The sequence below is a fragment of the Paenibacillus sp. V4I7 genome (assembly GCF_030817275.1).
Taxonomy (GTDB): domain Bacteria; phylum Bacillota; class Bacilli; order Paenibacillales; family NBRC-103111; genus Paenibacillus_E.
Genome location: NZ_JAUSZD010000002.1, coordinates 7,009,202 through 7,033,069 on the forward strand (window position 1 = coordinate 7,009,202; position 23,868 = coordinate 7,033,069).

At 45.5% G+C, this 23,868-nt stretch carries 20 protein-coding genes and 1 riboswitch; all 20 genes read right to left on the minus strand.

What is annotated here, in order from left to right:
* Positions 1–23 precede the first annotated feature (23 nt).
* Complete coding sequence (locus QFZ80_RS32820; protein ID WP_307551317.1) at positions 24–929, minus strand: protein kinase domain-containing protein; 906 nt, start codon at positions 927–929, stop codon at positions 24–26.
* On the minus strand, positions 913–1,632 hold the full coding sequence (locus QFZ80_RS32825) for a vWA domain-containing protein (RefSeq protein ID WP_307555862.1): 720 nt from the start codon (positions 1,630–1,632) through the stop codon (positions 913–915). Before QFZ80_RS32825 ends, QFZ80_RS32820 begins: the two co-directional genes overlap by 17 nt.
* 158 nt (positions 1,633–1,790) lie before the next feature.
* Positions 1,791–4,676 carry a collagen binding domain-containing protein gene (locus QFZ80_RS32830; RefSeq protein WP_307562925.1) on the minus strand — a complete coding sequence of 962 codons (2,886 nt, stop codon included), beginning with the start codon at positions 4,674–4,676 and terminating at the stop codon, positions 1,791–1,793.
* Positions 4,677–4,875: 199 nt separating this feature from the next.
* A complete protein-coding gene (locus QFZ80_RS32835; protein WP_307562927.1) occupies positions 4,876–5,688 on the minus strand; it encodes a transglutaminase-like domain-containing protein in 813 nt (270 codons plus the stop codon).
* 13 nt (positions 5,689–5,701) lie between these two features.
* Positions 5,702–5,789, minus strand: a riboswitch (cyclic di-GMP riboswitch).
* 79 nt (positions 5,790–5,868) lie between these two features.
* Positions 5,869–6,570: a class D sortase gene (locus QFZ80_RS32840; RefSeq protein ID WP_307562929.1), complete on the minus strand. Its 702-nt coding sequence runs from the start codon at positions 6,568–6,570 to the stop codon at positions 5,869–5,871.
* Between the two features lie 285 nt (positions 6,571–6,855).
* Positions 6,856–9,348 carry a stage II sporulation protein E gene (gene spoIIE, locus QFZ80_RS32845; RefSeq protein WP_307551309.1) on the minus strand — a complete coding sequence of 831 codons (2,493 nt, stop codon included), beginning with the start codon at positions 9,346–9,348 and terminating at the stop codon, positions 6,856–6,858.
* Between the two features lie 329 nt (positions 9,349–9,677).
* The gene (locus QFZ80_RS32850) at positions 9,678–10,274 is read right to left on the minus strand and encodes a S1 domain-containing RNA-binding protein (RefSeq protein WP_307551306.1); all 597 of its coding nucleotides are present in this window, start codon (positions 10,272–10,274) and stop codon (positions 9,678–9,680) included.
* 108 nt (positions 10,275–10,382) lie between these two features.
* Complete coding sequence (locus tag QFZ80_RS32855) at positions 10,383–10,706, minus strand: FtsB family cell division protein (protein ID WP_307551305.1); 324 nt, start codon at positions 10,704–10,706, stop codon at positions 10,383–10,385.
* Positions 10,707–10,721: 15 nt separating this feature from the next.
* On the minus strand, positions 10,722–11,297 hold the full coding sequence (gene yabQ / locus QFZ80_RS32860; protein WP_307551303.1) for a spore cortex biosynthesis protein YabQ: 576 nt from the start codon (positions 11,295–11,297) through the stop codon (positions 10,722–10,724).
* A complete protein-coding gene (gene yabP / locus QFZ80_RS32865) occupies positions 11,294–11,581 on the minus strand; it encodes a sporulation protein YabP (RefSeq protein WP_029197777.1) in 288 nt (95 codons plus the stop codon). The genes yabQ and yabP overlap by 4 nt, the downstream gene beginning before the upstream one ends.
* Positions 11,582–11,719: 138 nt before the next feature.
* Positions 11,720–11,983, minus strand: a complete 264-nt coding sequence (locus QFZ80_RS32870) for an RNA-binding S4 domain-containing protein (protein ID WP_029197990.1) — start codon at positions 11,981–11,983, stop codon at positions 11,720–11,722.
* Entirely contained in the window at positions 11,983–12,255 is a 273-nt protein-coding gene (locus tag QFZ80_RS32875; protein WP_029197991.1) for an HU family DNA-binding protein, read from the minus strand. Before QFZ80_RS32875 ends, QFZ80_RS32870 begins: the two co-directional genes overlap by 1 nt.
* Before the next feature lie 164 nt (positions 12,256–12,419).
* Positions 12,420–13,943 (minus strand): bifunctional methyltransferase/pyrophosphohydrolase YabN, encoded by a 1,524-nt coding sequence (gene yabN, locus QFZ80_RS32880; RefSeq protein ID WP_307562932.1) that lies wholly within the window; start codon positions 13,941–13,943, stop codon positions 12,420–12,422.
* A gap of 509 nt (positions 13,944–14,452) precedes the next feature.
* Positions 14,453–16,288, minus strand: a complete 1,836-nt coding sequence (locus QFZ80_RS32885; RefSeq protein WP_307562934.1) for a putative polysaccharide biosynthesis protein — start codon at positions 16,286–16,288, stop codon at positions 14,453–14,455.
* A 132-nt stretch (positions 16,289–16,420) separates the two neighbouring features.
* Positions 16,421–16,963, minus strand: coding sequence for a stage V sporulation protein T (gene spoVT, locus QFZ80_RS32890; RefSeq protein ID WP_307551299.1), 543 nt, complete (start codon positions 16,961–16,963; stop codon positions 16,421–16,423).
* A gap of 244 nt (positions 16,964–17,207) precedes the next feature.
* On the minus strand, positions 17,208–18,305 hold the full coding sequence (locus tag QFZ80_RS32895; RefSeq protein ID WP_307551297.1) for a peptidylprolyl isomerase: 1,098 nt from the start codon (positions 18,303–18,305) through the stop codon (positions 17,208–17,210).
* A complete protein-coding gene (gene mfd, locus QFZ80_RS32900) occupies positions 18,292–21,813 on the minus strand; it encodes a transcription-repair coupling factor (protein WP_307551294.1) in 3,522 nt (1,173 codons plus the stop codon). Before mfd ends, QFZ80_RS32895 begins: the two co-directional genes overlap by 14 nt.
* A gap of 74 nt (positions 21,814–21,887) precedes the next feature.
* Positions 21,888–22,115 (minus strand): anti-sigma-F factor Fin, encoded by a 228-nt coding sequence (gene fin, locus QFZ80_RS32905; protein WP_307551292.1) that lies wholly within the window; start codon positions 22,113–22,115, stop codon positions 21,888–21,890.
* A 131-nt stretch (positions 22,116–22,246) separates the two neighbouring features.
* Positions 22,247–22,807 carry an aminoacyl-tRNA hydrolase gene (gene pth / locus QFZ80_RS32910; protein ID WP_307551290.1) on the minus strand — a complete coding sequence of 187 codons (561 nt, stop codon included), beginning with the start codon at positions 22,805–22,807 and terminating at the stop codon, positions 22,247–22,249.
* Positions 22,808–23,199: 392 nt separating this feature from the next.
* Complete coding sequence (locus tag QFZ80_RS32915) at positions 23,200–23,847, minus strand: 50S ribosomal protein L25 (RefSeq protein WP_307551288.1); 648 nt, start codon at positions 23,845–23,847, stop codon at positions 23,200–23,202.
* Between the last annotated feature and the right edge of the window lie 21 nt (positions 23,848–23,868).

Consider the following 23,868-nt stretch of genomic DNA (forward strand, 5'->3'; position numbering starts at 1 on the left):
CTATTCCTGCACTTTCCGTCATGCTACCAGTACATATAGAGCGTTGCTCCAAAAATAAAAATAGAAGCGGCGAAACATATTTTTAGCCATGGCATTTGGAGTGTCGACTGTGTAATCTTCTTACCGGAGACCAACGTTCTCCAGTACTGATAGGCTTCTTGCGAAGAATTAAACTCACTATTCAAAGCTTTATGAAGAAAAGGTGCGATATGGGCGGCAACTGAATTTTCACGCATAATAGCTGTTAGTTGATCTAGATCTCGGTTTTGAGGCAGCATTTTGGATAAACCAGTGAAGCGTTTGCGTTGATCGAGCGATTTTAATAGTAAAATGGCAAATGAAAATAAATCATAGCTTTCTTCCGCAACCCGCTCCCCCATATTCCAAAAGCCGCGGTCATACACTTCGGTTAACTGTTTAATCGCTCTGCCTTTAGGAGTCACACCCCCAAAATCAATGAGATCCACATCGCCATAATTGGAAACGATCATGTTCTCGATCTTCAGATCACCGAAAACATAGCCGCTCTTATGAACTTCCGTTAACTTACGAAGCAGGTTAGAACCAATCACATAGATCCAATCCTGCCCACGTTTATGTATAAAATTAGAAATCGTCATACCCTCAATATATCGCATGACATAGAAGGAGACTTCTTTCCCATTTATCGTCATATCATCAGCATCTATTAAAAAGTTCTTGAACGAGGTTTCCGTCAGTGATATGGCAAGCAAGGAATTAATCTCCGATTGATGATCAACCGTCTCATGACCTGCCTTAAGCGCAAATCTAGCTGTCCCTCTTCGTACGAGAGCCACTACACCATTGGAACCAGCACCTAATAAACGTTCGACCACATACATCCGGCCGTTCCATTTCCCTTGGATTTCTGACCCAGGACGGAAGGCGTCTTCATACCACGTAGTCACTCAGCATCCCATCCTCGGTCTTTGGTAAGATAGGCTTCTCCGTTATGAACTGCAAAGTTTGCAGTAACGCTGGACCAGTCGGAGTTGTACCCTTCATGTTTATTTTATAGAACATCTTGTCCAAATTTGCAAGTTGATTCGTCCAACTGAGATCCATTTCTAACTCCTGATCCCTCGTTTTGGTTGACGGAAAGTGGAAAACTGCTAGCTCACTCTTGCCGCTGCGGGCTCTAAGACTAAGCAAAAGATCATGAATCGCTTCACGCACCGCTGCATGCTTAGGCTTCATACTGGCACTAGCATCTATTAAAAGAGCTACGCGAAGTGAGGTGGTTTCACTCATGGTATCGATGACTTGAACCACTTCAGCACGCTTCTCTGGAGGTAACTGTTCCAATTGATTAAAGCCAAGAATACTTTGTAACTCTTTGCCTACGGCATGCTGAATCGTTGTGGTGACCGTTTTGCGCGTCATCATCTGAACCGTTTGGGAGAGTTGGCCTGAATTCACGATTCGGCTCATCCCGCCGCCCGCCGCAGCAATCTCTTGAATCTCCTCAGAGCCTAGCACCCCTAGCTCCCCATGGTCAATCACACCGATAACATTTACGGTAACACCTTCGGCATGTGCTTGTGCTGCAGCTATTACCGGACTCACCCCTACATTTGAACACCCATCTGTAATTAAAAGAATCTGCTTCATCATGATATTTGCCTCCCTGGCCCAAGAAAAGATTAGCTCTCTAGTAGTTCTACTCCTAGTTTTTCCATTTATGAGAGAGTCTAATCACTAGCCAACTGAGCGAAATAAAAAGACAGCCCGCCAAATGGTAATGGCAGAACTGTCTCAATATTGAAGATTTATCGAGTAAATCTCCTTCTTAAGATAAGACCCAGTAGGATTAAGGTGATACCTGCGATTTCCACGTACAGATGGCTAGATTCTCCTGTCTTCGGGAGGGTCTCTGGTTTAGTGATAGGAGGAATTCCCCCCAAGGGCACATCATTATCAGTATCAATCGGTATGTCCGGATTCGTCGGTTTGGGATCCGTTGATGGAGTAGGAACTGTTGGTGGTGGTGGTGTTACACTTGGCGATGGTGTTATAGACGGTGTTGGCGTCACACCTGGTGTCGGGCTTGGTGTTGGCGGTGTTGGCGGTGGCGTTGGTGTCGACGTGGGCGGATCATTTGACTCCGGCGAATCCGGTATGGGCGTCTTAACATTTGTAATGGTTACATTCAAATTTTCCGCTGCACGAAGCGTTATCGTGCGATCGATAGCATCTAACACATAACCTTGAGGGGCTACTTGTTCTTTCACAATATAATCGCCGGCCAGCAGGCCAGAAAAGACAACCTTACCCGTCTCATTTGTTGTCAAGGAACGAATAATATCCTTCTCTTGACCGATCTTGCGATACAATTCAAAGGTCGCTCCACTAAGCAGTAAGGTGTTGTTTGCCAAATCAACTTTCTTAATCGTCAATGAACCTCTATCGCCACTGCCTGTGCCAGAACCACTGGAGACACCTACCAAAATATCCTTCACCGTTTCTTTAGTTACCGTGGTTGAATTTTTACCGCTAAAGCTGACTTTATTCGAAACAGTTTCTTGATCATTAGCAGCAATGACAGATTGATATTCCAAGATGTAAGCTGCCGCAATCGGATTCACGAACTTTAATTCAAACGATTGCTTGCCGATATTATCCGTACGAATAACCAATGTGTAGTCTGTCCCCTTGGTTAATTCTGCGCCCTTCGTTATATTTCCATTCGAAGTAACAGACGTACCAAACAGATGGAAAGAATCCGGTATCAATATCTGATTGACTGATGGTGTATCGATGATTGCCGCGTCAGTTACGGTTGACTGACTTCGATTAATCGTAATTGTCCAAACAATCTTATCTCCACTCTGCAAACCGTTTTTACTAACATACTCTCCCCCATACGGGATGTTAACACTTGCTATGAGATCATTCGATGCAGGAAGATTACCATCAAATAATTTAGCCGAATTCTTAATGTTACCGCCAATAAGTTGACCATTCAGACTTGTTTTAAAGGTGATATAATACGGACCTGAAATTGTTTGTTTAAATGTTAGAATGAGCTTGTTATTAGCATCAACATTGTAATAATAGTTTTTAGGGTCTATAGCAACAGGGTCCATTGAAGGATTGCCATTTGGTGCGACTATCATGTTGTATACGGCAAGCGAATCCTTGACAAGCACTTGATTGGACTCTAGGAGATCCTCAACGACTGCTTCTGTAAGGATTTTCTTGTTGTTGTTGACCCCTACTGTCCAAGTCAGCTGTTTTAATAATGCGTCGTAGGATCCGTATTTAAACCCGTTGTTCTTCACTTCAGTCCTTATAACGAATTTTGCTGTTACTGTTTTGGATTGCTCTTTGTTAGTAGGATCTATCCAGTCTATTTTGGCCGAATTATTGAAATCAGTTGTGCTGTCAACAGATTGAATCCAATCTAAATTGAAATCGGTTTTGTAGCTAATCGTAACAGGTTCGGTAATAACATTAGTGAATGTCACTGTCAAGCCTACATCAGAAGCTACCGAATTGTCGAGCGTGTACTCTGCTGTACTTAGTGTAGTTACACCCTTTTTGATGACCAATGAACCCGGGATGAGATGAAGTCCTTTGTTCGGAAATGTATCGGTCACAACTACGCTGTTCATTCTCTGACTATCACCGTTAATCGTGATGTTCCACACTACTGTCTTAGCCTCGTAATCTACAGCTCCTAGAGTTTTGACAATCGCCAATTTGCTGATGGACTCTACAGTGACCGTTGCAGATGCATAGACAGGCGTCTTGTTGTTTCCTTTGAACGTTGCCGTATTTACAAATGACTCCTTGGAATCGTCAGTAATTGGCGTTGTGTATTGAATGCGGTAAGCAGTTTCAATAGGGCTATCTGCAAAACGGACTGAAAGAACGCTCCCCGCTGTACTCACCATATACTTGCTGCTATCCACCAGTCCTCCCTTGACAACAGAGCCGTCCAAACGTACATCCAAATGATAGACAGCTACTGTAACCGGAACTGACAACCCTACCGGTATGGGGTCCGTTACAACTGCTTCCTGAACGGAATCCAGCGCCTTGTTCACATCAATGGTCCAATCGATTTGCTTGGAATTAATACCCTGGGACACACCCGCTTTGCTTATTGTAGAAGTGACTGTGGGTTTGAAGTTGAGGTTAAACACCTGTTCTCCAGAATTAATCGGAATTGTAATAATTTGCGTGGTGCTTCCAGTAATCTGACTCTTATTGAATTGTGTGTTGAAGGTTAGAGTTCCTTGCACATTATTATAGTCTTCTATGAATTTATTAAATGTAATTAACACCCGATGGCTGTCTTTGTCGGCATAGAACGTTCCCACAAGATCATTACCCATCCTCAGTTCACCGTTGATGTGATTGAATAATAAAAATTGCTGCGGCAGTGTGAATGTAAATGTATCCCCGGCAAGGTAACCATGTCCGTTTGGCAAAGACCAGGTATAATCCAACTTCACTCTGGCACCTTGCTCGTAAACATTACCAGTCACCACTTCTCCTGCGCTGTTGTACACAGCCATCGTCACACTGTCGAGAATGTTGTTTGAAATTGTGTTTGCACTGGCCTTAGGCAAAAAGCCAATCCCGTAAATACTCTGCATAAAAATTAATAAGGTAATTAGCAGTGCACTCGTTTTTTTCTTCAACATCATTTCATACCTCCATTCATGGATCAATTTTTTATAGAGATTATTTATGTGTGCTACCTCCTATGACTTTGAAACAAAATGTATCATTATCAATGATAAATGATACAAGATGTATTGTAAATATTGGGATTTATTGTTTTTCAACATGGAAAAGCACAAAAAAACCTGTTCTCAGCTATGAGATCAGGTTTCATCATTTCACTTAATATATTCTGGATATCTGATAATTAGAATCATTTTTTATGAGATCTATCGTTTCACCGGCTTGTATATGAACAGCGTCATACGTGGTATCGATCGTCACCCATTCCTTACTTTCCTTTAGGAAGACTTGATTCCACGCATGATAAGTATCTGGCGCATGACTTTCATACCCCATAACCAGACGAGTAGGAATCCCCTCGCTTCTTGCCATTGCCGCAAAAGTAGCTGCAAAGTCATAACAAATTCCGTTGGACGCTGCGTAGACCATATCCAGATTAGGTACGTAACTATCTGCTACCGTTTGGGGCTTTTCATAATCATACTGAAAATGTGTCGTGATATATCCATAAATAGCTCTTATTTTGTCGATATCTTTTTCTTTATCTCCAACTAATTGCCTAGCCTCAACGACCGCCTTCGATTCATTGTCCCAATCGATCAACGGAATGGACTGCAGAAATACGGCATTCTCGTCTTCCATTTCTAACTCTATTTGTTCTTGCGTAACAACTTTATATTTATTAGCTCCTATGGACTCTCCAATCAGTACTTTATACTGTCCGTTTCCAAGCTGCAAAGGGTACTGACCCCCTTCTTCGAATGTGTAGTCATATTTGATATTTTCTCTCATGATTCGAACGAGAACTTTGGTGTTCTTGTTCTTATCGTTTGAATAATGAACCGAGATAATTCCTTTATTCAGAGCATCTTTATCTATCATGGATGGATTGGAAGCTGCAAATATCCCTTGCGGAGCAAGTGTAAATAGAAATGCTGCGATGATTGTTCGTATACTTGGCTTTTTAAACAAAAATAAATCCCCTTTCGGTAACTGGCTGCCAACTTAGTTCGGCTAAGGAAGGCCCTTTAGTTTTGCGTCTCTAGTTTTCGCTAGATTTGCCTTTATCGGAGGAACGCACCGACTCCCTATAATCACTATAGTGCAATCTTAACATAGGCTTGTCTCTCTGAATAGACAAAATATTACATTTTATTCCTTTGACTGCACCATGATTCCCTTAATGGCAATACGATGAGTCGGGTTTTCCATAGGATGACAAGTTATTAGCGTAATCTCCCGATCTTTGCCGTTGCCTTTCAGCACCCAGACATCCTCTGGGAGGACATACTGTTTGTCCACAACTTTGTAGATATGCGTTTTGCTCCCTGTATTCACTTCTATGAAATCCCCTTCGGTGACCTCATCTAATCTATTAAAATTTTTCCCGTAAGTAAGGTTTCGATGACCCGCAATGGCATAATTGCCAATAGCGCCTGCTTTGCCTGTATTGGCAATACTGGCAACGGAAATCTTCAAATTATTCACGGTTGCGTCTGTCAATATAGGGAGCTTCAGATTAATTTTATCGATAATAAGGACACCCTCTGTATTCTTCTGCGGCAAAGTTACAGGCTTCGGTGTCTTTTCCGCGGCCAAAGGGCTTGGCTGGCTGCTCGGCTGGCTGCTTGTCGGCAGAGCTTCCACTGCGGGACTGGAAGAAGGCACGACCAACCCTACATCTGTCTCCTCCTCGATGTCAGAGGCTGTCTGATCCATATCCTGCAGATTTTCCTGCCATTGTTTCAAAATTTTGTTCTGCTGATAGCTCTCATAACGATCGTTTAACGTTGGATAGAGAAAAATGATAATCCCAAGAACGATAAATAACAGTGATAGCTTTTTTCTAATCACTAGTGGTACCACCTTTCTCTTCGATCTCATGCACCGAGGACTGTCTGAGCATGCTTAACATCATATAAAGCCCTGGCAACTTAGATTTATCGAAATCGCCAGATTTAGCATAATTAGTTAACAGACATATTCATAAGTTAATCATGCTTTGAATTCTAAGTGCAACCTATACGAAGTTAAAATTTTCCATCTTAGAAATACGCAGCATTCGCTATGCTCTTAAGGGAATAACAGCACATAAAAAGCCATAACAGCAAATGAGCTGTTATGGCTTCTATATCTCCATTAACTAACCGTCTTCGGACGCTCCATTCGCGTAATTCCTGGCCAGCGGAATGTAGCCCACTCCGGCTGCCGCTTCTCAATACGTGCAACAACGACGGTCATATCATCTTGAATTTCGCCATGATGATGGCGGAAAATTCTTTCTAATAAACAGTCCGCAAAATCCTGCGGCATCGTCGTATCAATTTCCTGAATCATCCGCTTCATCCACATCTCTTTGTTTACCGCATGTCCCGGTGCATCGTAGATACCGTCTGTCATCATGACAAGGATATCACCCGATTGGAGTGGAATCGAGACCAGATCAACATCAATCTCGCTCAGGATGCCGACAGGCAGATTATTAGCTGAGATCGAAATCACTTCCGTCCCTCGCTTAATGAAGCTAGGGGTGGAACCAATTTTCATGAACGTTGTGTTTGCACTATACATGTCGATCAAGGCCATATCTACGGTTGCATACATCTCATCCGAAGATCGCAGCATCAATACTGAGTTAAGCGATTTGATCGCCAGCTTCTCGTCCATCCCTGACTGCAGCAGCTGCTGCAGGATGTTCAGAGCCGTCTGGCTCTCCGCCTGTGCTCGCTCGCCGTTGCCCATGCCGTCGCTAAGCGCCACGGCATATTTGCCATTGCCCAGCTCCACCGTGGAGAAGCTGTCGCCCGAGAAGAGGTCGCCTCCCTTGGCTGCGCCAGCGACCCCGGTCTCCACCTCGTATTCCTTGGCAGAGCCGAATACGACCGTGCTGTAACCCTCGCCGCGCGCATGCATTTCCTCGCGCATGACGGCGACGTTCTCGCCGATAATTTCGCTCAAGAGCGGCGCAATGATTTTCCGACATTCATCGAAGCCCTTCGTGTATTGATGAATGATCTCAATTTCGATATTTCCTTCATCCAAGGAAATGATATCGATGGTATGGATGGATAAGCCCAGCTCCTCCAGGGCATTACGAATTTGCTCTTCTTGAAGGAACAGTTCCTGCCCTTCCCGTTTAATCTCCTTAGCCAAGTCCTCCATTACTTGGGACACCCCTGAAAGCTGGTCAGCCACGAGATGCCGGCTATCCATAATCTGCTTTTTCCAATGCAAATCATTCTTGTACAAGCCATACTGCTGCTTCATCACATCCAGCACTTGATCCGTGCGAATACATACCTTCCTCCACTCCGGTGGAATATTCTTCTTCGTCATACTCTCCTTCATCTCAATTTGGGTCATCATATCGGTCATATACGTATAGGTTTGATAAAATTTCTGATCCCAGCACTGGCTCTTTTTCCAGCAGGAATCACAAGCCTTCTGCGCAACCGCATTCATGAAATGGCCAACATCCTCCTCCTTGCGGCTCACCGCATCATCGGTCGTCAACTGCTTAAAGCTGCGCGCCAGCTGGCGGAACACTTCAGAGAACTGTTCCACACGTCCTGCCGTAACATCACGAACCCGCTTCGCATAGTCCTGTTGGGATTTCAAATTTTCCTGCGTTCCGGGTACATATTTAGCAAGCGTCAGAATCAGACTCCGCGGTGTCAACAGGAAGAGTGCAACAGCTGCAAGCGACTCCCATGTAGAGTTGATTACATTAGCCCCTGATCCCATATAGAAAGCAAGTATCGATGACCCTATCAGCATTCCGAATGCAACAGCCAATCGATTACCATCTTTGAGAAGCCCTGCTAACATCCCCGAGAAAGCCAGTAAACTCATTTGATAAACCGCATTGCTATTCGCAAGACTTAGGATTAATCCTGTAATGACTCCTACCGAGGCTCCGAAAGGCGCTCCTCCCACCAGCGCAAATAATAGAATTAAATACCGGGACAGCACATGTTCTACGGTGATTGGACCCACAACCCAGCTCACCGTTCCTGTCATCACAGAAGCTAACAAGATAATCAAACAAATAATTTCCTCATGTTTCAAATGATAGTTCTTACGGGTAAGCGTAAATACAGGAATAGCTTGAATAAAAATTAACGTCAGTACTAGACTTAGCAGTGCCTCAACGGAGACCATCATGAGCGTATACCAGCTTAAGTTCGAGACTACAAGCTCTGCAAAGAGCTGAACCAGCAAGGTTGAGCTGAATACAAGAAGCGGTGCTAAGGAAATATCGGAGCGTTCAAATTTCTCCAAAGCTTTTTGGATGAGTAAGAAAACGATGATTTCCGTAACAAGATAACCAGTATTCGAATTCAGCGAGAATAGGCTTCCAGCAAATGCAGCGACACCTACCCAATGTAAAAGATCTCTCCTTGTAAAATAAATGACAGCAATGAACGCAAGCGCAAACGGAGATAGCTGTTCCAAAATCATCGCACGACCGAGTAAGAAAGCCATCACGATGAGCAGTAAAGACCACTTCTTAGCTACGAAGGCTTGTACGAATCGATTCTCCACGGCAGCGCTATGTGCGCCCATCTTCGCTTTCTGCCACAATCCCGACCAACCGCCACCAATCACTGTGCTTAAGCTTCTTCTCTGCATGTTTTCGAACACCATCCATTCATTCCTTATTTGTTTCTCTAGTATAGAGACAATCTAGCAGAAAGTTTGTCAGAATGAGTTGATAGATTCAAAGAAATTTCCGACAAGCCGTGTTTGCTTTGTCACCATGCCTCAGCCCTTGCCTAGTCTCGTTTTACCATATAGAAAACGTTTCCAAAAGTCTGATTGCCTCGAACTTTCGCCCTGCGTATGGGGGAGATACCCGTAATTCCATGTCGATTGTTCTTTATGTTATTTTAACTATTTGACGTTTGGACAAAAAAAATAACCACACTCGCCTAAGCGAATGTGGTTCGTTATTGCATCTATTAATCTCTTCTTCCGCCTCGGCCACCGCGTTTGGACTCGGTGTTCTTTTTCAAAGACGAAATCCGCTCTTCACTATCTTTAAGGAACCGAGATACTTTATCTTCGAACGAAAACGGTCTAGCTCCGCCTTGCTGCTTGTTAAAGCCGCCGCGACCACCACCACCGCCGCCTCGATTGAAGCCACCGCCGCCACCTGGACGACCGCCACCACCACCGGGACCACCGCTTGGAGGACCACTACGTTCTCCGCCGCTACTTGGACGACCACCTTGGTAGCCTCCTGGACGATCTCCACTTGGACGTCCTTGATAGCTGCTGCCACCTGTACGTTCAGGACGAGCTGGTCTTTCCTCAACTGGCTTGTCAACCGTCTGCTTGATCGACAGTCCGATCTTGCCATCCTTGTCCACGTTAATCACTTTGACCAATACTTTGTCTTCCAGCTTTAAATGGTCATTAACGTCTTTCACATAATTGTCTGCGATCTCCGAAATGTGAACAAGACCGGTAACTCCTTCAGCAAGCTCGACGAATGCTCCAAAGTGAGTAATCCCCGTCACTCTACCCTCTAACTTGGTGCCAACTTCAATTGCCATAAAGTAAAATGTTCCTCCCTTAAAATGTTGAAAACACTGGCTACGCCGATTATAACCGATGCAGAAACCACGGTCAACACGGCAACAGCCTCTTCTTCTTGTTGATTTTTATTGCGACTTTGAGACACTTAGTGGCGTCTCTCCGGTTTTACTATAATGAAAATCTCGACGAATAATTTGATCCAAATATTCGTCATTATGAAGTCGAGCGATTTCTTTCGTTGTTTGCTCTTTGAGTTTTTGTGACTCTACAAGCTGTTGCTCCATATTCGCTACGACACTACTCTTCTCTTGCAGCTTAGCGAACTGGCCCCAGATGTTCACAGCAGCCCAGCTCATAAAACATAGGACAAAAATCATAAGAAAACGCAGTCTTCGTTTCGAGCCTACACTGTTGCTGCGCTTGGATGGAACGGTTGCTTTAGCATGCATGAATAGGAATGCCTCCTACTTTGAGAATAACCTGCGATAGATCAATATGATATTACCCTTTAGTTTCTTCAACCAAACAGGGATAACAAAATATTTATGCACAGGCCGAGTCATCCAATGGAGTAATCTCCACACAGGATAAAGCAATTGTAGCACAATTCTATAAAGGAATATAGCTACAGCTAGTAAAAAGCCTAAAATAATCACAGTTAGACGATATAAGCCAATAATCGGTTTAATCAGGATAATTTCGACAGTTTTAGCAATGAAACGGTAGATAGCAATCGTGATTCGAATGAGAAGCAGTGTAAGACGGATAACCCCAGTGCTGAGGAAGGCAAAATAAAAACAAACGCCAATCCCCATCCCCAGAAAAATAAATACACGAACTTGTCCTTCATTACTGTAAATGAGCAGACGGAACACGAGGATTGTCGCCACAATCCAATAAACCAGATCAATGAACGGAATCGTCCATCTTGGCAGTCTCAGCTTGCCAGAGAGCACACGAAACACATCGAAGATCGCACCTATGGCGATTCCGCTCAGGAACATCATGAAGATCGTATGGAACTGAACATTTAGGGTCACTTGAATAACTTACCAAGGAACCCCTTGGATTTCTCCTGGGTATTTCCGTCCACATAAGCTAATTCGTGAATGATTCCTTCTATGGCGACCAACCCTTGTTCCAAACTTAAGTTCTTGATGTGCAAATTTTGTCCTTTAATCATCAAGTAGCCCATTTCCGTTTCAAGGAGGAACTCTTCACTGTCAAAGCTTTCTACGTTCAAAACTCCGGAGATCTCCAAGAGCTTGCGATTCAGCATTTTAATTTCTTGCCGCTTATTCGTGTTTTTCACGGGTTCAATCATGGCCTGTACCCCTCCTTCATCTATCATTACGATATGGGAGGATGTCCTCTTTTAGAACCATGCATAGCTATCAATCAAATATAAAAATAGCCCAAGACCCCTATTCAGGAATCTCAGGCTATTTAACAACTTGCAGGGTTATTCGGATTGAAAAGCTTCTTCCTTGAGCAGCGTGTACATCTGAGCAGCGTCTTCCTTGCGGGTCGACTCCGACAGAACTTCCACTCGAATCGTCACTTTTTTCTGACCGAATTGAATAGAGAGCTCATCTCCGACTTTCACGTGTGTACTCGCTTTGGCATCTCTACCGTTAATCCAGACACGCCCTTGATCGGACACATCCTTCGCCACGGTGCGACGTTTAATGAGACGAGATACTTTGAGAAACTTATCGATACGCATTATTTTACAGCGTCTTTAAGCTTGTTGCCCGCTTTGAAAGCAGGAACATTGGATTCCGCGATCACGATTGGGTTGCCTGTTTGTGGGTTACGGCCTGTACGACCAGAACGTTTGCGAGTTTCGAATGTTCCGAAACCGATTAATTGAACTTTATCTCCGGATGAAAGAGCGTCCGTTACTTCACCAAGGAATCCGTTAAGTACAACTTCAACGTCTTTCTTAGTAAGTCCGCTTTTTTCTGCAATGTTGTTGATCAAATCTGTTTTGTTCATGTGGTTTCTTTACCTCCCAAAAATGTTTGAAGATCTAGTCTTCTACTATGTAGCCATTTTGCAAAGCTGAGAGACTTTGAATTTTTTTCAAAGATCTCTATCTTATATTTCCATATTCAACCTTACACCAAATCTAGTATTCTGCTTTTTTCGGCAAAATCCTTCTAACTCTGGCCAAGTTTTGCAACTTTTTTTGCTTCTTGCCATAAATTTTCCATCTCTGATAATTCAGTTTGTTCAAAAGAAAGCCCTCTTAAACGTAGCTGATCTTCAATATACGAAAATCTTTGGATGAATTTGCGGTTCGTCTGCGCGATCGCCTCTTCCGGATCAACCTTCAGAAATCTAGCGACATTGACGATCGAGAAAAGGACGTCTCCCAGCTCCTCGAGCCGATCTTGAGCCCCTACATCGGATGGATTAGCGATGGCTTCGCGAAGCTCAGTCAACTCTTCTTCCACCTTATTCAGGACATCCTCGAGCTCTGACCAGTCAAAACCAACTGTCGCCGCCTTCTTCTGAAGCTTCAGCGCCTTCATAAGGCCTGGCAGCTCGCGTGGCACACCGTCCAGTACGGATTGCTTCGTGACATCAATGCCTTTCTTACGCTTCTCCTCCGCCTTCATGGCATTCCAGTTCACAAGAGCTTCGTCGGCATCCTCAGCCTTGTTCTCACCGAATACATGAGGATGACGGCGGATGAGTTTCTCATTCAATGTGGCGATGACATCATAAACGGTGAACGTGCCAATTTCCTCTTCCATCTGCGCATGCAGCATCACTTGTAAAAGCAGATCGCCGAGTTCCTCACACATATGCTCCGGATCGTCTTCGTCTATTGTTTCAAGAACCTCATACGCTTCCTCGATGAGATTTTTGCGCAGGCTGGCATGCGTCTGCTCACGATCCCAGGGGCAGCCTTCCGGGCTGCGCAGGATTTGAACAATTTCATGCAATCGGCCAAAAGTGCGGTAATAATCTTCATCCTTTTCACTTTTCGGCACCCAGACAAGGGAAAGATTGCCGTACCCCTTCACATGATCAAGCTCATGCAGGGGGACCTCGATAATCTGTTCCTCTCCAGCCACACCCAAGGAATGACCAACGACAACACGGTAATCATCCGAATAAGCATCCATGAGGCTAATCTTAAGATCTGATGCCGTAAGACTATCATACACTTGTCCAATAACCGTATGAAGCTGCGGATTAAGAGTATAACGGCTCAGGCTTGTCGCGTCAAGCAATTGAAAGCCATCAATCGGGTCAAAACCAAAACGTAGAAACGCCTGATCCAGAAAACTCTCCCCGCCGATGATTTGGAGCGAAATGCCCTCAGACGGACAGCGTTGTTTCAGAAGCTGCACCGTGTATTCAGCCACCATCGGATGGCCTGGCACCGCATAAATAACCTCAGAAGATTGCGTCATGGCGGATTGGATGAGCGCCTCTGCGATCGATTCGTACACTTGTTCGAAGGTTTGGTGCGCTAGGTAATTCTCATCAAACGTTTGGTAAGGAATCTGGTTCGTATCCAGCATCTGAACCATCGGGTGATCCAGCGTTCGCAGGTATAGCACGGCTTGCTCCTTGGCAGCCACTTGCAGCTTTTTCCAGACACCTAGTGTAAGCTGGTCTTCGTCTCCCGTTCCGAGTCCGAGGACGGTTATTTGCAGGTTAGTTGACATGTAGGAAACACCTCCTGATTAATGGTTAACTGCTGTGTGTAAGGTAAAAAATATTTGAACACTTGCAGGGAACATGAGGACACTTGAACCGTTTTCTGGGGCTTCTACATGTCAGTCAAAGTTGTGAACTCCAGTTTTCGTTTATAAAGTCATTGCTAGTACATGTAAATGAGCATCCGTGGTTACCAATGTTGTATTTTCTGCAACTATTCCCACTCCAAAAGGCCATTTGTCATGTTCAAGTTGTAGTTTGTACAACATTTCGAACCCATTTGTTGCTAAATAGCCTGTATAGGGCCTAAATTATTGTACATTATGCAACATCGGAGGGAAAGAGGCGGGATCTAGGCAGACATTGTTGCACTTTCTACAACATCTTCAACCGAGAATATGAATTCATTCTTCAGCTCATCCAGCAACCTCAAGTGAGCATATATGACAATGGATTTCGATTTAAGACACCTCAATGTAGAAAAAGATTAGCATTCACTCATGTTCATAGGCAATCCCTAGCCTCGGTCGCGAGGGCCGGCGGATGCCTTAGTCGGCCATAGCTTCGCCAGGACCGGCGCCAGCTTCCGGTCCAGCTCTGGCATCAGCCGCAGCTCCTCGCGGCTGATACTGCCGCTGCGCAGCAGCGCAAGCGCGTAGACGGCTGCACCGCCGACTACGCAAACCAAGGCGATTGCGCTAGCGCTCAATCGCTCAGGTACGTGCCACGCCGCCGCAGCAGGCATGGCCAGAAGCTGCAGCGCTGCGAGGCAGCCGCCCATCAGCCCCACGGCAAGCAGCGGACTGACGGCGTACGGCCGCAGCGCGAAGCGCGCCCCGGTGCAGCGGCGCAGCTGCACCAGATTCAGCCCCGCCGCAGCGGCATAGGCGATCACCGCGCTCAGCGCGGCGCCGTCGATGCCCCAGCGGGGCATGAGCACCACATTGCCTAGTGCTTTCAGCACGATGGCAACGAGCAGGGCCTTCACCGGCGTGCGGATCGCGCCGGCGCCCTGGAGAACGCTGGCCGAGACAGCGTTCACCGTACTAAACAAGGCCGTGAAGGCCAGCACGGCCATCGTCCAGCTGGCCTCATCACTTTTGTATAGCATCACGTTAATCGGCACTGCTGCAAAGGCAAGTCCGAACGAGGCTCCGAGCCCGATAAGCCAGGAAAGCCTTATCGCCATCTCAGCCCTAAAGCCAATGAGTTCGTCCTGCCTTCTTGCCTTGGCTTCTGCTAGAGCAGGAACTAGCACGGCGGACATAGAGGAAGCGATCATGACAACGAGCTGAACGAGAGGAAACCCTCGGTTATAAAGCCCGAACTGCCGCATGGCCTCCTCCTCGCTCCCTTGCGCAGCCTCGAGAAGCCGCGGCATGGTAAACGTGTCGACAAGCGTGAGTAGAGGAACCACGATAGCGCCTAAACAAACTGGAATCGCATAAGCCGTAATGCGTTTCGCCCAGTCCCAGGAAGAGAGTTCCTTGGGCGGCATCATGTCTTTTCGCTTTTCATTCGACCCCTGCCAATTCAGTTCTTTCGACAGCAGCCCGTCACCTTCACTCATTACATCCTGCCTCTGTCCCTCTGTATCCCCAGACTGCCACCGATCCTCTTCATTCACTCCATGCTCCCGTATCCGTTCCCGCTCCTGTCTCATCGCCCTCCGCCAATAAACATACATCACCAACAGCCCAGCCGCAGCACCTGTCACGGAGCCAAACGTTGCTCCAGCAGCAATCCACTCCTCGTCATAAGCTAAGGCCACCATATAGAGCAGCAGCGCGACCATGGTGATCACCCTTATAAGCTGCTCAATCACTTGTGAAACAGCCGTAGGCACCATATTTTGATACCCTTGGAAATAACCGCGCAGGACAGCAAGCATCGGGGATAGCAGCAGCGCGAAGGATACGCTTCGGATCGCCCTCTCTGTCTGGCTAATTCCAATCCAACGGGCAATCTCACTTGCTCCGAAGTACAACAGAACAAACATTACAAAACCGGAGCTCATTAAAATGGCTGTGGAGACATGGACAATACGTCTAGCCCCTTGATAATCACCTTCAATAGCTCGTTCGGCTACGAACTTGGATACGGCTACCGGAAATCCAGCTGTGGCCGCAAACAAAATTAGAATATAGAGCGGATAAACCGCATTATAAATACCAAAAGCCGTATCACCGGCTACATTTTGCAGCGGAATCTTCTGCAGTGTTCCCAATAGTTTAGAGAGAATAGCGGCAGCCCCAAGGAGAGCAGCACCTCTTAACAGCTTGGCACCCTGTTTACCGACATTCCTCTGGAGCTCCTCTTTATTACCTTGATGCCCCTTGTCGGTGTCCCCCATCTTACTTCTCCTCTACCCTGACTTCACGCATATAGACATATTATAACGAAATCAGCCATGGCAGACAAAAAAAGCTTCACTTACAGATGCAGGGGCATCTCGGTAAGGAAGCCTTTATGTCTTATTTTTCTTTCATTGCTCCATCTGCTTGGCCAAAAATCCAGCCGCTGTCTCTACCATCTTAACTTCCATATTCCCCATTTTCACATTCTCATCTTTGGAGAGCAAAATGACACATCCAATAGGGTCGCCACCAGCTACAATCGGAGCGGCTACAAAAGAAGAGAATGTTTCACTTGTATCCTTGATAAGCTCAAATTGACCACTGCCACTTTCCAGAATCGCTTTGCGATTTTCCATACAGGATTCAATGATCGATCCAACCGACTTTTCGAAATAGTCCTTTTTGGACCCCCCAGCCATCGCAATAATGTTATCTCGATCTGAGATCAGGGCCACGTGATTCGTGCTTTCAAATAACGATTCCGCATATTCCTTGGCAAAATCACCAAGTTCACCGATAGGTGAATACTTCTTAAGAATAACTTCACCATCTCGATCCACGAAAATTTCCAAAGGGTCACCTTCGCGAATGCGTAGTGTGCGTCGTATTTCCTTGGGAATAACAACTCTCCCTAAATCATCTATCCGACGGACAATTCCAGTTGCTTTCATACCTCTAGATGCCTCACTTTCCGCTCAGTAATTAGATACGACAGGAGCATGAAATCTTGTATGCTAGATCGGGATTTGGTGGGAACTCGAATTCTATCCATAGTATTCTTCACTTCCCATTCTTCTATGCAGACGCTTTTACTACGGAATTTACTTTATTTAGCTTTGCATCCTGCTGCGCTTATCATGTCCAAAAATAACAAATAAAAACAGGATGCCCGTTATCGGACATCCTGGTAAGTTCTTACTTTGCAGCTGGACTTGCCGCCGGGCTTGCTGCCGGACTTGCAGCAGGAGCTGGGCTCGCTTCCGGTTTCGGCAGATTATTGGTTTGAATCAAATTCGGGTATTCTTTCTCTGCAAATTCAGATAGAGATTTCTCCGCAAGCTGAGATTTGATTTGTGTTTTGAGCGTATCATCCAGTGGCTTCGTGCTTCTGGACTCCACTTTCATCACGTGGTATCCGAAAGAGGATTCAACAGGATCACTGATTGTGTTCAAAGGAAGCGTACTAGCTGCTTCTTTGAATTCAGGTACCCATTGATTGATATCTGCATCTTTATACGTACCGCCAGCGTCTTTGGAGCCTGGATCGTCGGAGAATTCTTTCGCAAGCGCTGCGAAATCGCCGCCTTTATCCAGTTTACTTTTTACATCCTTGGCTCTGGTTAAAGCTTCTTCTTTGGTGCGCAGATCTGCTTGAGTTGCCGCATCTTTCAATGAAATCAGAATATGGCTAACTGTTGCAATATCAAAGGCATGAGTAGCTGCTTGTTCTTTGTAGGCATCCTGAACAGCTTGATCAGTGATTTTACTCTCCATGCTGCCCATCGTGTAGAAGCTCATTTTCATTAATGACTCGATATCCTTAAGCTCGATACCATTGTCTTTCAACTGCTTGTCCATTCCGCCTTCTTGCTTACCGAAATAATCGGTGATGGCTTTCATTTGCTCCGTCACTTGTTTATCTGCATCAGCTTTCACTTTATCGTCTGCTTTGGCAGATAGAACACGGAAAGTTACCATTTGCTTCAACATATCTTGTTGAAAAGCTGGATCTGTCATGAATTGCGCTAGCTGCGGTGAAAACATTTTGTTCACATTGATGAAAGAGTCAAACTCGCCGCGCGTAATTTTACCGCCTTCTTTATACGTAGCAATTACGTCACTCGGGTTACCAGCTGCTGCTGCAGTAGAGGCCGGTGAAGGTGAAGCTGTTGCTGCACCTTCCTTTTTACTTCCACATGCACTTAGGACTGAAAATGCAAGGAGCAATGCTACCATGCTTAAAATCCATTTTTTCGAAAAACGTCGTTGTACACTAGTATCATTTGGCAACATCTTGTAATTCCCCTTTCGTTTTCAGAACATCCTTATATTGTACCAGAAACTTCTCCACCAATTCGATGGAAGCTTCTGGTTTCATGCCTTTACATCGAATAACGATAAGAAGCTGAGGGTCCGCGTTCAACTTGATTCGACCATCAAAGCCTTTGGACAATGCGATAAGCTTCTGTCCTTCCAGCCTGCCATTCTGGTCAATATGCACTTTGATTAGGTAATCATCCCCTTTTTGGCTGATCGTTTCTATCCGGTACTCCGAACCGTATGCTTTCAAACGAGCCACTGTCAGTAAGTTGAACACGGCCTGCGGCAGATCCCCGAAGCGATCAACAAGCTCATCATGCAGATCCGCGGCTTCTTCCAACGTTCGAATGGCGGCCACTTTTTTGTAAATTTCGATTTTTTGCATGCTGTCGTAGATGTAGTCGGATGGTAAGTACGCATCCAATTGTATATCGATAGAAGTATTCCATTCCGGCTCTGGAATGACTGCTTCCCCATCTATTTCTAGTTTCAGCTTTGCAATTTCTTCCGCTAACATTTGGGAGTATAAATCAAATCCGACAGATGCAATGAAACCATGCTGCTCTGCACCAAGCAAATTACCAGCACCACGAATAGATAAATCCCTCATCGCAATTTTAAAGCCTGATCCAAGTTCTGTAAACTCTTTAATCGCTTGAAGACGTTTCTCCGCCACTTCTGTGAGCACTTTATCACGCTGATACGTGAAATAAGCATACGCTACGCGATTAGAACGTCCCACACGTCCACGCAGCTGATAGAGCTGAGACAGCCCCATTTTATCCGCATCGTGAACAATCAGTGTGTTGACATTCGGAATATCGACACCCGTCTCGATAATACTCGTGCTTACCAGCACATCGTATTCCCCATCGAGGAAATCTAGGATCGTCTTCTCCAGCTCCTGCTCGCCCATTTGTCCATGTGCCACAGTAACGCGGGCATCCGGAATCATCATGGAGATCTGATCAGCAATCTGAGTGATACCTTGTACGCGGTTATATAAATAATACACTTGGCCTTCACGCGCTAATTCCCGCTCAATCGCTTCTCGAACAAGCGTTGGTCCGTACTCGACCACATAGGTCTGTACAGGGAAACGATTTTCCGGCGGAGTCTCGATGACCGATAAATCACGAACACCTAACATGGACATGTGTAAAGTTCTCGGAATCGGTGTTGCCGTCAGTGTGAGCACGTCCACATTCGTCTTGAGCCGTTTCAGCTTCTCTTTGTGGGACACGCCAAAACGCTGCTCCTCATCGACGATTAGCAAACCAAGATCTTTGAACTGCACATCCTGCGACAAAAGCCGGTGAGTACCAATAACGACGTCAACCGTCCCTTTCTTGACGCCTTTCATAACTTCGGTCTGCTCCTTCTTGGAGCGGAAACGACTTAATACTTTGACATTAAAAGGATAGCCCGAGAACCGTTCACGGAACGTTTCGTAATGCTGCTGAGCCAGAATCGTCGTCGGCACCAAAACAGCAACCTGTTTGCCGTCAATCGCTGCCTTGAAGGCCGCACGCACCGCAACTTCCGTCTTCCCATAGCCTACATCGCCGCAAAGCAAACGATCCATCGGACGTGCTTTCTCCATGTCTACCTTGATTTCTTCGATCGCACGAAGCTGATCCCGAGTTTCATCGTAAGGAAACATCGCTTCGAATTCATTTTGATAAGAGCTGTCTTTACTAAATCCGTAGCCGGTTGCAGCTTGGCGTTCTGCATAGAGCTTGATCAACTCATCAGCAATATCCTTAACGGATGCCCGCGCCTTGCTCTTCACTCTAGCCCAGTCAGCGCCTCCGAGCTTATAAACCTTCGGTTCCTTCTCTTCGGAACCTACATATTTCTGGATTAAATCAATCTGGTCAATCGGTACAGACAGCTTATCGCCACCAGCATACATGATGTGGAGGTAATCCTTATGAATACCGCCCACTTCCAAGGTGCCGATCCCAACATACTTCCCGATCCCATGATTCACATGAACAACATAGTCGCCTACCTTAAGCTCTTGATAGCTTTTGATACGCTCAGCGTTCTCCAGCTTCTTCTCGACCTTACGCGCTTTACGCTGTTTCTGTGTGAAGATTTCCCCTTCCGTGATGACAACCAAATGGATCGAAGGCATTTCAAACCCTGTCTGTAGATTTCCATCTACAATTTCGGGCACTTCAATTTGGTAGTCGTGCAGCACACGCCGCACACGTTCAGCACGGTCCTCTCCGTTTGCCAGTAAAATGACATTGCTTCCATTTTTCTTCCAGCGCTCCATCTCCGCTTTAAGGAGATTCATTTGTCCATGGAAGTTTTGCATAACACGGCAAACGAAGTTTACGATATTTTGCGGTTGAATCCCAGCCACTTGGCGCAGGAATAGCGATACATATAATGTCGGGAAAGGCCTGCGATGCAGCAGAGTTTCATACGATTTGGACAGCACAAAAGCCGGCAAGCTCTTCCCCTCTGTCAGTGCATGCATCATCCACTCTGCCTCGTCGCGCTCTAGCTGCTTTGCTGTCTCCAGCAATCGCGCCGGTTCGTCGATGATCAGCACAGTATCCTTAGGCATGTAGTCCATGAGGGTCTGTCTTTCCGTATATAAAAGCGAAATATATTTATAAATACCAGGAAACGTCTGCCCTTCACGCAGCAGTTCAATATCATGTCCGATGCCTTCGAGCAGCTTATCTTTGGCTGATCGGTCCGTCATTTTCTCCAGCTGCGCTTGAAGCAGCTCATAGGCATGCTGCGCAGCTGATTGTAACCGCTTTCTATCCGCTTGAATCTCGCGACAAGGGGGGATCGTTATCGACTCTAGTTTATCAATTGAACGTTGGTCACTTACATCAAAGGTACGAATAGAATCAACTTCGACATCGAACAGCTCAATCCGAATAGCGTTCTCTGACGTTAAAGGAAATAAATCCAGAATTCCGCCGCGTACGCTCATTTCACCTTTGGTCTCAACCCGCTCCACGCGTTCGTAACCCAGACTGGATAAAGCACCTAAGAGCTCATCCAATTGCACGGTATCCCCTACGTTTACCGTAACGCGGGATTCTTCGAATACTTGCTTGAGCGGAAGCAATCGACGCACTCCAGCAAATGGCGCAATAACAACCCCACGGAAACCGCCAGCTAGCTTGGTGAGAACGTCAATACGCTGCGCTAGCATCTCTGGGCTGGAAGCCGCTTCTTCTGTCGTCAGAAGCTCTTGAGATGGGTAGAGCAGCACTTCATTAGGTGATAGACATTCTAGTAAATCCTCCGCTATTTTCTGAGCGGCGAACATATTGTGAGTAACAATGAACAGCGGGCGCGCTAACTCTCGCGCAAGAGTGGCAATCATCACCTGCCTGGAGGAACCGGTAAGTCCGGCAACGAGCTGCTCTTTCATTTCGGACCTGAGGCCTGTCACGATCGTTTGAAAGTCGCTATCCGTAGAAAAAGCTTGAATTAAAGCTTGCAAACAAGTACACTCCCCTCACAAAAAGAAGCCTCGGCACACTTGCCTCGGCTATTAACTCTTTATCTTCATCAATTTTACTGCAACGGACTTGCCAGCAGGGACAATTCTGGGTTTGCTTCTAACGCCTCACGACAGTAGTCACAAACGACCCTTACCGTAACATCTCCATTCGTGTTATACGATATTATATCTCTACGCTCATCGGGGGTCAAGAAATGGAAGCCTAACTGCTGCTCCGTGATCGAATTCTCATTAATTTCCCCAACAAAGGTATGACAATGTCTGCAAATATACTTAATCATATATGTATGCCTCCTTCGACTATTCGATTACATCCTAGTATGACCATTCTCCGGAGAAATTAGCCGAATGTGCCATTGTCATTTTCGAATAGTCAATTTGCATACAATGAGTCTGAAGTGGATGGCTTCACTTATTTATTAAACTTCGCCATCGTCTTTTCGAATGATTCACTCAGACTGAACAGCATGGCTTCGCAGGTGAGGTCCAGTACCTCATCTATCGACTTCATCTCGTCTTTGGAAAAGTTAGATAAGACATAATCAGCGATATTATAGCCAGGCGCAGGCCTGTTCACACCCACTCGAATTCGGTTAAAGCTTTGCGTTCCAGCGTGTTGAATAATGGATTTAATCCCATTGTGACCACCAGGGCTCCCTTGATACCGGAGTCTAATTTGACCGAATGGTGTATCCATATCATCATAAACAATCGTAACGTCTTCCAGTTTTGCTTTATAAAAGTCCAAGAACGCTCGCATGGATTCGCCCGAAAGATTCATATAAGTCATCGGTTTAAGTAAATATACCTTCGTACTATTCACTACCCCTTCACCCAGAAGCCCTTTACCTTTATTTTGAAAAGAAGTAATACCCCATTTGGCAGCAAAACGGTCAATGGCCATGAAACCAACATTGTGTCGATTCATCTCATATTGTTTTCCCGGATTACCCAGTCCAATAAAACATTTCATCTTCTTCTAAATCCTCCTAAAGTTAAACTAAAAAATCCTTTGCGGAACCATCATCTAAAGGTTATTGTTTACCTATATGAAAAACGAACCATCAAATTTAAAGCTGTGGGTGAATCAGTCATATGTATTTAAATGGTCAACAGCTTACAACCGATATTCATTTTCAAGATCATGCTGAATCCTGTATTCCCGTCCAAGTATACTATCAAAATGTACATAAGGATATAGGCTTCATTGAAATCTATACCTTGTATTTTATCAAAGTAAATAATACATTCTACAATCGAAATACTCACGTTTTTCTTTCACGCCCCGGATATTAAGCGCTTACATCGCAGTAATTAAGGATACCCTCTACATATTGTTGAGGGTTCCTTGTCGTTCGTTTGGATCTAAACCGGCTGTCCTTCAGTCGCAGCCTCGTTCGAGGTTTCCGCTTGTCCAACCTTCTCTTCATTATTAGCCGGCTCTTCTTCACCAGTCTCTTTCTGAGGCGAAAGAACGGTGAGAATCAAATCATTAGAGTCAGACTTCACTTCAATCCCGGCAGGTACTGAGAGTTGGTTTACAAGTAAGTTATCACCAAGCCCTACGTTCGAAATGTCCACCTTGATTGAACTTGGTATCTGATTGGGCAGGCACCGAATCTCCAGCTCATGCATTTGTATCTGCACAATGCCGCCTTCTTTGGCCCCTTCTGCTTCACCGATAAATTCCAAGCTGACAATCGTTTTAACAGGCTCATCCATATTAATTTGATGAAAATCGACATGGAGCAGCCGCTCTCGTTTTAGTTTGTCCCGCTGGATCTCGTTGATCATCACTGGTTGCTTGCCACTGCCGTCTGGCATATCCAGATCAATAATAGCATGAGGATTTTGGCGCAGCAGCGCTAGTAATTCTTTCTGATCAACCGTAATGACCGCAGAGCCCACCTTTTGGCCATATACAACGGCAGGTATTCTACCTTGGATACGCAGTTGTTTAATATCTGATTTCGTTGTTTCTTTGCGGGATTCCGCTTTTAATGAAAATGCCATAAGAAAAAGAACCTCCTAAGA